The organism is Falsiroseomonas sp. RANM36 (assembly GCF_056682175.1).
Genome location: NZ_JBWXTD010000006.1, coordinates 506,012 through 516,129 on the forward strand (window position 1 = coordinate 506,012; position 10,118 = coordinate 516,129).

Consider the following 10,118-nt stretch of genomic DNA (forward strand, 5'->3'; position numbering starts at 1 on the left):
CCGCTATCGGCCCGCCGACGCGAAGGCGCATGGTCCGACCGCGACGGATGCTCGACGCCGTGGCGGTCGGTGCGTGCGCCCCTTTCAGGAGGACGCCTCCCCGGTCCCGCTGCGGCCGATCGCCAGCACCGTCGCGCCGAGCGCCGCCCCTTCGGAAATCAGCTGGACGCCGAACAGGATCGCCAGCAGCCAGCCGGCGGTCCCGGGCAGGCTCGACCAGAGCAGGCCGGACAGCACCAGGCCGAGAATGCCGCTCGCGGCGATCCAACCCCAGCCGGACATCGGCCGGATCGTCAGCGCCAGCACGATCTTCGCAATCCCCTCGGTCATCAGGAAGGCGATCAGCAGCAGCGTGATGACGAAAAGGCCTTCCGCCGGCGCGCCGAGGATGAGGATGCCGACGATGACCGCCAGGGCCGCCGAGATGAGTTGCATCCAGAAGCTCGGCACCTTCCCCGCGCCGATCAGGCTGATGGCCTGCAGCCCTCCGCTGATGATCAGGAGCCATCCCAGCATCAGGACCAGGAGCAGGCTGGAAAAAAGCGGTGTGAGGATGGCGACGACGCCGCCGATGATCATCAGGGCGGCCTGCAGAAGATACCAGAACCGATGCTTCTGCAGCGTCTCGCGCGCCGCGGCGCGATACGCCAAGGCGGCCTGCTCCAGTCCGATGGGGCTTGTCATCCGTTCAACTCCTTCCCGCCAAACGACATCGGGGGCAAAGATCTGTTCTGGCCGGCGCCTGGCCGGCCTGCCGCCGCTCTCGCCGAGGACGGAGAGGCGGCCGAGGCATGCGCTCCGCTGGACCACGCTTGCCGAACCTGCCTGCGGACAAGAACCGCCCCCCGTGTGATCCCCGCCCGATCCGAACTGGTGCGCCGCGGATCGGCACGAGGTGGGCCCAGGCTAGAAGATCGCCGTTGCCCGCCCCTAGTTATTTCCCGCCACGCTGCGCGGCGCGCCATGCCGCGGGCGTCATGCGGGTCAGGCGGCGGAACCACTTCACGAAGGCGCTCGGCTCCCCGTAGTCGAAGGCAGCACTGATCTCCTGGATCGTCAGGCCCGTGTCGAGCAGCAGTTGCCTCGCGAGGTCGAGTTGCACCTGCTCGAGAACCTCCCGGAAGCTGGTGCCCGTCGCGAGCAGGTGTCGCTCGAGCGTCCGCGGCGACAGGCCAAGTCGTGCCGCCGCGACATCGAGGTTCCTCTCGCCGCTGGTCAGGGCCACGAGCAGCACGCGCCTCAAGCGGGTGACGATGTCGGTCTCCGGCACGCCACAGTTGCGGTCCATCGCACGCTGCAGGGCGATGTGCCGGCCGGGGTCAGCGCCGACGAGCGGACGCCTGAGTTCACGCGCGTCGATCAGCAGGGCGGACTGGGTCGCATCGAACTGCAGCCTGGGTCCGAGCGCGCGCCGGTAGGCGTCTGGATCGGGCGGCGCGCTGCGGGCCATCAGGATCCGCTCCGGCGCCACGCCGGCGAGTTCCCGCAACATGCCGACGCCCGCGGCGATGTTGAGGTCCACGATCTGACGGTTCGCCTCGGGCGAAAGGCCATGAAAGGCAGCGCCGAGCGTGGCCGCACCGTCGCTGACCAGCAGGTAGAGCACGCCGGCCCGACCATAGCGTGGGTGATGGATGACAAGGTCCTCGAGCGCCGCGCCCAGTGTCGGCGCGCACCGCATCAGCCGCCCGACCGCGCCGATCGCGTCGAGCGTGTTGACCCGCAAGCCGAGGCGGAGGCCCAGATCTTCGAGCCCGGTGAGGTCTCGCGCGGCGACGAGAATCCTTCCCACGGTCTTCCAGGACAGGAGGCGTTCGGGATCTACGAGCAGTGCCTTCTCAATTCCGACTGCGGCGCATAGCGTTGCCAGCGGCACCCCATGATCGTCCAGAAGCCCGGGCAGCCCCACCAGCAGGTGCACCGGGTGCGGCTGATCGGCCGGCGCGGCCGCAGACGACGTCAACCGCAAGGCGGCGCTGCCGCGGCCAACCGGGCGGGCTTCGGCGGATCGGCGCTGGGGCGCTTTACTGTGCAGTTTTCGCCCTCCTTCTCCGGTTGGATCTTCTCCCGGACTACCGTCGCGCGATCGCGCCGGAGCGGTGCGCATCGACGCCACGGAGGAAGCCCGCGATACCGGCATCGCGAGCGATCATGGACTCGCCGGCCGCGACCAGCTGCGCAGAATCTTCCTCCGGGATCGTCAGCCCCGTGCGGATCGCCAGCAGCCGGCGCCGCGTCTCCGCATCCGGGTAGTTGGACAGCGCGACATGCGCGAGCGCGACCTCGACATCCTCGCAGGGCGCGCCCTCGATGCGCCGGGCCTCGGCGCAGCGGGCGCGGCGCAGTTCGCCGCGCAGCCGCACAAGCTGCTGGTCCACGAGCAACAGCGTCTCGGCGTTGTAGTTGTCGATCTGCCCGCCACTGACCGCGCCCAGGATGGTCAGCAACCCCTGCACGTTCCGCCGTTGCGGCAGGGTCGGGTCGGTCGAGGCCTCCCCGTCGACGCTGATCACCAGGATGCGGCGCAGGCGCCGGAACGCCTCCGGCTGCCGCCCCCGCTCGTTCTCGAGCAGGAGCAGCGAATTGGCGACGTGGCGCATCGCCAGGTTGTCCGAGATGCCGCCATCCATCAGGTGGATCCAGCGCGTGCGGTCCCGCGACAGGTAGCGGCCATAGGCCGAGCCCAGGATCTGCGAGCGTCGGTCGGCGGTCTCCTGCAGCATCGCGGCATCGATCGGCGCCGGCACCGCGCAATCGGGACCGCGATGGTTCTCGATCGTGACCGGCGTGAAGACGCCCGGGAAGCCGTTCGACGCGGCGACCGCGCGCGCCAGCGGGAAGCGGCCGAGGTCCGAGCAGATCAGGTCGAAGGTGCCAGGCGTGAAGGCGAAGGGAATGCCGTAGGAGACGTCGGTCGTGTTCACCGACAGCAGCGGGCGTGCACGGCTGCGCAGATCGCCGAAGGTCGCGCCGCGGAACATCAGGCGGTCATAGACCTGCGCCATGCGGTCGTTGGTCCCGACCTCCGGACTGGCGATCCAGCCCCAGTTCCAGGGCAGGAGGTAGGTGCCGTAGATCCAGGATTCGATGTCCTGGTGCAGGAACTCGGCGGGAAAGGTGTCGAAGCTGCGCTCCCCGTTCAGCGCGAAATGGGCCGAGGGGAAGGACCCGCCGGACACGCCGGCGACCATGTCGATCTCGTCGAGCAGCGATCCGCCGCCCGCCACCGGCAGGGCGCGCATGCCCCGCAGCGCGCCATGGCCGAAGGCGGCGGAACGCTTTCCGCCGCCCGAGAAGCCGACGAGCACCAGCATGTCGGCCCGCCCACCGACCCGATTCACGTCCCAGAGATCGGGCGCGTTCGGTGCGGCACCTGTCATCGGGCGGTTCATGACCGGCTCGCTGCCGGCGCAGGCAGCGAGCGCGAGTGCCATCAGCATGGCAAGAAGCACGGCGCCGGCGGGCTTGCGCCCCCGGCGGCGACCGCTCACTCCGGGAACAGGAAGGTTATCTGCGCACGCAGCTGATATTCCGGCCCGATATCGGGTCGAATCACGTTGTAGTACCCGCCAATCTGGGCGTTGATCGCCTGATTGCCGATGTGGAACACCTTCCCGAAGGCGAGACCCAGCGGCACTGTCCATTGCTGGTTGCTCCTCGCTTCCCAATTCGCGGTGATGATCGGCGAGAAAGAGGCGTAAGCGCCGTCCGAATCGGGAATGTTATAATTGAAGAAGGGCTGCACCGTGAAATTGTTGTACCGATTATGCGGTTCAGTGCCGAGCGACCAAACGTTGTTCACGAGCGCGCCCATCACCCAAGCGCCCTTAGAGACAACCGCGACAGCGGTGGGTCCGCCCCCCCACGCCGTGCCGCCGAGGGCGCGGTCTGTCGTGGTCGGTGCCTGAACGATGGCACCAACGCCCCAGGTGACGCCATTGGTCGGTCGGACCGGCGACAGGAAGGCCGAGAATTGAGTCGAGGCAAGGCCGAAGGTCGTGCCCTGACCGGGGAAAAACTCCGGCTGCGACACCAGCGGGAAGATGGTGCGCGTGATGAGGTTCCAGTCCTGGTTGAGGTTCACCGGGATCACAGGCTGGATATTGAGGGTGTTCTGCGTGTGGCCATTCGGTCCATAATTGAAGTTCGTGTTGTTCTGAAAAGGCAGGCTGATCAAGGCGGAAATGGGGTTCTGCACTTGGCGCGCCAGTTCGCTGGCGTCGCGCCGCGCGGCGCCCGAACCGCCGGGCTGTCCACTCTGGGTCTGCGCCGATGCTTCACCGCCCGAGGCGACCGTGCCGGCGAAAAGCGCCGCGCCTGCACAAAGACGTATACAACGTCTCGGTTTCACGCGCGAGACGTTGACGGAGTGGTCGGGCGAAGGAAATGCCAGGGTCATGAGTGTTTCTCCGACGTCTGCGTCTTGCGGTTTTGAACCTGTTCGGCGCAACTCGACGCGGCGTAGTCGTTCCGCGTAATGACATTACGAAGCCTGGCCACGATGCGACGCGGCGCTGGCAGGAGTCGGCTCACAGGGAGATCCTCAGTCGCGCGGCAATCACCCAGGTGGTGTCCGCGGAGGGATCCAGGACGGGATTGACGATGACCTGCAGGGCAGGCGTGAACTCCACGCGCGGCAGGATCTGTATGCGATAATAGGCTTCGGCCGCGTACTGGTGTTCACGTCTGCCGTTGGTCAGAGCGACTGGCGGCTGCCCCCAGGTCAACCCGGCACCAATGAAGTCGTTGTTGTCGTTCAGCCGATAGCCGAGGGCGACGCTGGCCTGGCGTTCCTGCAGGACAGCGCCGCCATTGGCGAAGCCGAGGCGCGCGATCGGGATCCAGCGGTCGTTCAGCAGGCGGCTCGCCGACAGCGTCACCCCGGAACCGCCCTTGATGCCGATGCTGTCCCGCGCGTCCGACTGCCAGGCGGTGACGTGAATGTTGTCGGTGAAGCGATTCTCCCAGGACCCGATCCAGCCGAACTCGATATGGCGGAAGAACTCCGAGGTCTCGAAGGTCTTCTGCATCGTGCGCCACGGATTGGTCGGGTCGCCGTTCGCATCGGCCATGCCGCCCAGCACGTAGAGGTTCGGCGTGATGTTCACCCGCACCGCCGCACCCAGCCCCTGGTTCGGCGCCGGCATGGTCGCCATGTTGGTGAAGCCGAGGTTGTTGAAGTCGGTCCATATGTTGAACAGGCCGAACACGTCGACGTAATCGGTCGTATCGACAATGCCGGCAACGACCCCGATCCGGTTGTTCAGCAGCTTCTGCGACCAGTAGAGGTTGCTCAGCATCCAGCCGACGTCGCTGAACACCACAGCGGTCAGGCCTGCGTAGCCGAAGCCGGGACCGAGGAGTTGGGGCGCGATCGGGGTGCCGATCCGATGCCGGTACTCCACCTTGAAGACCAGCGAGCCGGTATCGGTTTCGCCGCGGTTGACGAGTGTCCATTCGCCGTAGAGCCGCGCGGCGCCGCTGGCCGCCGCGTTGGAATTGGGGCTGCGCGTCGCATACTGGAACAGCGTGGCGTAGAAGGCGCCGAGAGACAGGCCATGCTCGCGCTGCAGCCAATCCTTGGATGCTTCGATGGCGTCGACGGTCGAAACGGCGGGGGCCGGCGTCGAAAACGTTGCAGGCAGGCGCACTACCGCCGAATCGCGGGCCAGTTGCGCACCGACGCTTTGCGGGCCGCCGATCGCCGGACCTGGCGCAGTGGACTGCGCCAGGGCCCCCGGCATCCATGAGAGCGCGGCCGCCGCCGAGGCGCAGGCCGCCAGGGAACCCCGACGTGCCGCGCGACGCCGCCCCTCGCGCATCACGCCCTCGTCCTCACTGACGATGGCTGTTGGCTGGTGCGTTGACGTCGGCACCGTGCTGAGCCGGCAGCCGGATCGAGTCGTTGTCGATCCAGCCCTGCACGGACGCGCGGAGGAAGCGCACACGCTCCTCGACCGGGCACGCCCACGTTCATCGCGCCGTCGAGCATCGCCTCCCGAGTTGTGACCCGGCCGTTCAGGATGACGAGGTTGTAGGGGCCCGGTTGGTTGGGCCGCGGCATGACCTGCGCCTGAGCATGGACGATCGCGGGGGCGTTCACCATTCCGAGCAACGGGTCACGAGCGAACCGCGGACCATGCATTTCTTTCGCTCTCCCTCGTCGCATCGCGGGCCACCTGCGGAGTACCGGGGCCATTCGCGCTGCGTTTCGAAGGCTAGGCGCCTCGCTTGACCGGGCCGTAGTCATTTTCCGCCATAGGCTGCGGAGCCTTCGCGGATGCGCTGCAGTAGGGAGGGGCGAGGCTCTTCAGGGAGAGGCAGCCTTGAATTCTCTCGGATCAATGCTCGGTGCAGGCAGCAACCTTGAAACTGCTTGTCTGTCGAACCCACTCCACCGGAAACGGCTCCATCAGCCCAGGCAGAGTCATCCCGTCCGGCTGCCGCCCGTCGAGGATCGCCTCGACGATATCGGGCGCCAGCAACGTCAGCCGCAGCACACGCGAAACGTAGGACGAGTTGATCTTCTCGGCCGCCGCCAGCTCATTGATCGTGCCGTAGCGGCCGGCTTCCATCATCCGCCGCCAACGGAACGCCCGGGCCAATGCCTTCACCAGCGTGGTGTCCGAAGCCGAGGCGCCGCGGTTCGCCGGGCTGCTCGGCGCGATCATCAGCTTCCGCCCGCCCCGCTGTTTCCGGACCGCCAGCGGCACGCGCACGGTCAGCATCTGCGCGGCACCGGTCATGCCGCGGCCCCCGCTGCTTCGGCCGGCGGCGCCGCCAGGTCCCGCGCCAGGCTCGCCAGCCCCTCCAGCTTCAGCCGCACGTCGGCGCCGCCCACCCCGATGTCCACCCGGTCGACCAGGAGGCGGATGATCCGCGCCTGCTCGGCGGGGAAGAGCTCCTCCCACAGCGGGTCCAGCCGCTCCAGCGCCAGGCGCGCCTCGTCCTCGGTCATGTCCGGCGCCGACACCCGTGCGGCGCGCCAGGCGCCCAGCACCACCTCCGGCTGACGCAGCAGCCCCCGAACCTGCGCAATGACGGCGCCCTCGATCTCCGCGGCGGAAATGCGGGCGATGGCCGGCCCGTCCGCGGCGCTGCCCTTCAGCACCGACTGGCTCACATAGTAGCGGTACTGCTGGCCGCGCCGGCCCCGCGCGTGGGTGGGCGACATGGCACGCCCGTCGCTGCCGAAGATCAGCCCGCGCAGCAGCGAAGGCGTCTGGCAGCGTGTCCGGTTGGCGCGTGTCTTTGGGCTGACCGCCAGCAGGGCGTGCGCCGCATCCCACATCGCCTGCGGCACGATGGCAGCATGCTCGCCCGGGTGGGACTTCCCCTTGTGCATCGCCTCGCCGAGATAGGTCCGGTTGCTCAGCACCCGATAGATGTCGCTCTTGGTGAAGGCGCGGCCGCGCTTCGTCGTGGCGCCCTCGGCCCGGAGCATGGTCACCAGCTTCGTGCCTGATTCCGTCTCGACGAAGCCCTCGAAGATCCGGCGCACCAGTGCCGCCTCGGCTTCGTTCACCAGCAGCTTGCGCTCGCGCGCATCGTAGCCGAGCGGCACGAAGCCGCCCATCCACATCCCACGCTTTCGCGACGCTGCCACCTTGTCGCGGATCCGCTCGCCAATAACCTCGCGCTCGAACTGCGCAAAGCTCAGCAGGATGTTCAGTGTCAGCCGGCCCATGCTGGTGGTCGTGTTGAAGGACTGCGTGACGGAGACGAAGGTGACGCTGTTCGCGTCGAACACCTCGACCAGCTTGGTGAAGTCGACCAGCGAGCGGCTGAGGCGATCGATCTTGTAGACCACCACCACATCCACCAGCCCGTCCTGGATGTCAGCGACGAGGCGCTTCAGGGCGGGGCGTTCCAGGGTGCCGCCAGAGATGCCGCCGTCGTCGTAGCGGTCCCGGACCAGCACCCATCCCTCGGCGCGCTGGCTTGCGATGAAGGCCTCGCAGGCCTCGCGCTGCGCGTCGAGGGAGTTGAACTCCATGTCGAGCCCTTCCTCGCTCGACTTCCGGGCGTACACCGCGCAGCGCAGCTTCCGCACGGTGGCCGGCATGGCGCCGGCCGGCTTCGCGTCGCGCTTCATGCTGCGCTCCGGCTCGGGCGCAGCCCGAAGAACACGCGCCCGTTCCAGCGCGTGCCGGTGATGGCGCGCGCGATGGCCGACAGCGACTGGTAGGGCCGACCCTGATACTCGTAGCCGGCGCGCGTGACGGTCACCACGTGCTCGACGCGCTGGTATTCGCGGATCAGCTGCGTGCCGGCGATGGGCTTGTCGTCGCCACGCATGCGTCGGACCACCTTCTTCCCGCCGTCGAACTGCTCGCCAAGCGCCTCGAGGCGGGCCAGCGTCTCCGGCTTCAGGCCGCCATAGGCGAGTTCCTGCACCCGGTAAGCGAGTCGGCTTTCCAGGAAGCGCCGGTTGTAGGGCGGCGGCTCCGTGCCGAAGAGTTCCCGCCATTGCTGCTTCAGCGCCGGCGTGGCGGCGGTCTTCAAGGCCGCGAGCCTGCCCAGGACATCGGCGGGCGGAATCGCCGGCGCCGTGAACGTGGGCACGGCCTGGGTCTTGGTCTTCCTCGTCATGCGAGTCTCCGGTTGGTCCGGTTCGCATGCAGGCGTTCGGCGGCCGGGAAGTGTAGCAACCGGTCTCCCTGGTCCGCGCCGTCGCGCGCCGCTTCCTCGGCAGCGCGGCTGCGGAGCCGCAGCAGGCCGCGGGCGAGAAGTTCGCAGACCTCGCGGAGGTGGGGTGGCAGGTGCTGATTGATCGGCAGGGCCATCGTGATCCAACACGCATTGTCCTGCTCCTCATTTACGGAATCGGCCCTGCTTCCTTCTCACGGGCTGTTCGGCTTGGCCTCCGACCCGAACTCCGCCCAGATGTGGCGCAGCTGACGCTTCAGCGTGCTCTCATTCGGCACCTTGCCGCCGCGGCTGCTGAACCACGCGGCCATGTGGCGGATGAGCGCGCCCTGCGATTCGGGAACGCCCTCGAAGTAGATGCGGCGGAAGGCTTCGAGATCTGCAGCGCGCCAGTCGTACGCGCTGGACCCACCTCGGCCCGGCCGAGCGATGGCCTGCTCGTCGTCGAGCGACTGCAGCAGCGCGTCGTATCGCAGCAGTTCAGCGTGCGTCACGCCAACCTCTTCTCGAATCACCGTGTAGCCGCGCTCGTCGTCGCCACCGCTGACAATCCGGCGGTATCGCCCAGGCTGTGCGGCAAACCAGGAGATCGCCTGAGAGCCATGTCGCAGCACATACCAGGCGTCGTCCGGCCGCAGGTCGACGAGGCCTCGCACCCAAGACGACGACGATGGGATGGCCTGATGACTCCCGTCCGGCAGTTCCTCGTAGTGTCCCTCTTCGACGAACAGGCTGGGCACCGCGATCGCGAGGGTGATCTTCTGCTCGGACGCGAGCACGGCCAGTTCCAGCACGGAGACCCCGAGCCGCGAGCAGACATCGTCGATCGGATAGAACAGCTTCTTTGCGAGGCCGCCCATCACCTACCTCCTACCTGAGCCGCAGGTTGCGCATGCGCCGATAAGCCAGGACGACCTGACCCATGTCCTGACGCATATCCGGCGGCAGCCGCTTCGCCTCGATGAACAGCCGGTCGAGCGGAATGCCAAGGATTGCGGCCGTGCGCTCGACAATCTCGTCGCTCGGCGGTCGGTCGAGGTTGCGTTCGATGCGCGACCAGTAGCCCGGGGAGATGCCGAGCCGGTTCGCCATGTCGTTCAGCCCGATCTCGAGTTCCGTGCGGCGCAACCGCACGACGTCTCCGAACGCCATCACACGCCTCCTTCGACCAGCCCGTAGCGCAACAGCCGCACCGCGACGAAGCGCTCGGAGACACCAAAGTCGCCCGCCAGCGCGGCGACGATGCCGGCGAGCGCGTCCGGCGCGTTACCGGCGGCGACGATCGGACTGCCGGGCCTTCCCTGATTCGCGCCGCGCGTGAGGCGCAGCCCTTCGCCGCGGGCTGTGAATCGGCGTGGAAAAAGGCCCCCCTGAGAGGGGTGATCGGCGTCCAAAAGGGACCCCTCTGGTGAAGGGGTTCACGTTGGCTCTCGGTGATGCCGGGGGTCATGTTTGGGATGCTGGTGGTG

The 10,118-nt window shown here is 67.8% G+C and carries 12 protein-coding genes; all 12 read right to left on the bottom strand.

The genetic code is table 11. The features are described from left to right. Positions 1-84: 84 nt before the first annotated feature. The 12 genes from AC1MIR_RS24010 to AC1MIR_RS24065 all read right to left on the bottom strand — a co-directional run bounded on the left by AC1MIR_RS24010 (position 85) and on the right by AC1MIR_RS24065 (position 10,043). Positions 85-684: an HdeD family acid-resistance protein gene (locus tag AC1MIR_RS24010; protein ID WP_480030689.1), complete on the bottom strand. Its 600-nt coding sequence runs from the start codon at positions 682-684 to the stop codon at positions 85-87. Between the two features lie 250 nt (positions 685-934). Continuing rightward, complete coding sequence (locus AC1MIR_RS24015; protein ID WP_480030690.1) at positions 935-1,921, bottom strand: AraC family transcriptional regulator; 987 nt, start codon at positions 1,919-1,921, stop codon at positions 935-937. A 151-nt stretch (positions 1,922-2,072) separates the two neighbouring features. Then, entirely contained in the window at positions 2,073-3,380 is a 1,308-nt protein-coding gene (locus AC1MIR_RS24020; RefSeq protein ID WP_480030691.1) for a patatin-like phospholipase family protein, read from the bottom strand. A 107-nt stretch (positions 3,381-3,487) separates the two neighbouring features. Beyond that, positions 3,488-4,399: a hypothetical protein gene (locus tag AC1MIR_RS24025; protein ID WP_480030692.1), complete on the bottom strand. Its 912-nt coding sequence runs from the start codon at positions 4,397-4,399 to the stop codon at positions 3,488-3,490. Between the two features lie 130 nt (positions 4,400-4,529). Further along, positions 4,530-5,876: a carbohydrate porin gene (locus AC1MIR_RS24030; protein WP_480030693.1), complete on the bottom strand. Its 1,347-nt coding sequence runs from the start codon at positions 5,874-5,876 to the stop codon at positions 4,530-4,532. A gap of 465 nt (positions 5,877-6,341) precedes the next feature. Then, complete coding sequence (locus AC1MIR_RS24035) at positions 6,342-6,746, bottom strand: hypothetical protein (protein WP_480030694.1); 405 nt, start codon at positions 6,744-6,746, stop codon at positions 6,342-6,344. Further along, complete coding sequence (locus AC1MIR_RS24040) at positions 6,743-8,095, bottom strand: recombinase family protein (protein WP_480030695.1); 1,353 nt, start codon at positions 8,093-8,095, stop codon at positions 6,743-6,745. The genes AC1MIR_RS24035 and AC1MIR_RS24040 overlap by 4 nt, the downstream gene beginning before the upstream one ends. Further along, positions 8,092-8,592 (bottom strand): DUF2924 domain-containing protein, encoded by a 501-nt coding sequence (locus AC1MIR_RS24045; RefSeq protein ID WP_480030696.1) that lies wholly within the window; start codon positions 8,590-8,592, stop codon positions 8,092-8,094. Before AC1MIR_RS24045 ends, AC1MIR_RS24040 begins: the two co-directional genes overlap by 4 nt. Then, complete coding sequence (locus AC1MIR_RS24050) at positions 8,589-8,786, bottom strand: hypothetical protein (protein ID WP_480030697.1); 198 nt, start codon at positions 8,784-8,786, stop codon at positions 8,589-8,591. The genes AC1MIR_RS24045 and AC1MIR_RS24050 overlap by 4 nt, the downstream gene beginning before the upstream one ends. A gap of 57 nt (positions 8,787-8,843) precedes the next feature. Then, positions 8,844-9,509 (bottom strand): hypothetical protein, encoded by a 666-nt coding sequence (locus AC1MIR_RS24055; RefSeq protein WP_480030698.1) that lies wholly within the window; start codon positions 9,507-9,509, stop codon positions 8,844-8,846. 10 nt (positions 9,510-9,519) lie between these two features. Beyond that, positions 9,520-9,801, bottom strand: a complete 282-nt coding sequence (locus AC1MIR_RS24060) for a helix-turn-helix domain-containing protein (protein ID WP_480030699.1) — start codon at positions 9,799-9,801, stop codon at positions 9,520-9,522. Further along, positions 9,801-10,043 (bottom strand): hypothetical protein, encoded by a 243-nt coding sequence (locus tag AC1MIR_RS24065; RefSeq protein WP_480030700.1) that lies wholly within the window; start codon positions 10,041-10,043, stop codon positions 9,801-9,803. The genes AC1MIR_RS24060 and AC1MIR_RS24065 overlap by 1 nt, the downstream gene beginning before the upstream one ends. Between the last annotated feature and the right edge of the window lie 75 nt (positions 10,044-10,118).

Coding starts and splice junctions, on each gene's coding strand:
- AC1MIR_RS24010 (WP_480030689.1), bottom strand. CDS start 684: ATGACAAGCCCCATCGGACTGGAGCAGGCCGCCTTGGCGTATCGCGCC.
- AC1MIR_RS24020 (WP_480030691.1), bottom strand. CDS start 3,380: ATGACAGGTGCCGCACCGAACGCGCCCGATCTCTGGGACGTGAATCGG.
- AC1MIR_RS24025 (WP_480030692.1), bottom strand. CDS start 4,399: ATGACCCTGGCATTTCCTTCGCCCGACCACTCCGTCAACGTCTCGCGC.
- AC1MIR_RS24035 (WP_480030694.1), bottom strand. CDS start 6,746: ATGACCGGTGCCGCGCAGATGCTGACCGTGCGCGTGCCGCTGGCGGTC.
- AC1MIR_RS24040 (WP_480030695.1), bottom strand. CDS start 8,095: ATGAAGCGCGACGCGAAGCCGGCCGGCGCCATGCCGGCCACCGTGCGG.
- AC1MIR_RS24045 (WP_480030696.1), bottom strand. CDS start 8,592: ATGACGAGGAAGACCAAGACCCAGGCCGTGCCCACGTTCACGGCGCCG.
- AC1MIR_RS24050 (WP_480030697.1), bottom strand. CDS start 8,786: ATGGCCCTGCCGATCAATCAGCACCTGCCACCCCACCTCCGCGAGGTC.
- AC1MIR_RS24055 (WP_480030698.1), bottom strand. CDS start 9,509: ATGGGCGGCCTCGCAAAGAAGCTGTTCTATCCGATCGACGATGTCTGC.
- AC1MIR_RS24060 (WP_480030699.1), bottom strand. CDS start 9,801: ATGGCGTTCGGAGACGTCGTGCGGTTGCGCCGCACGGAACTCGAGATC.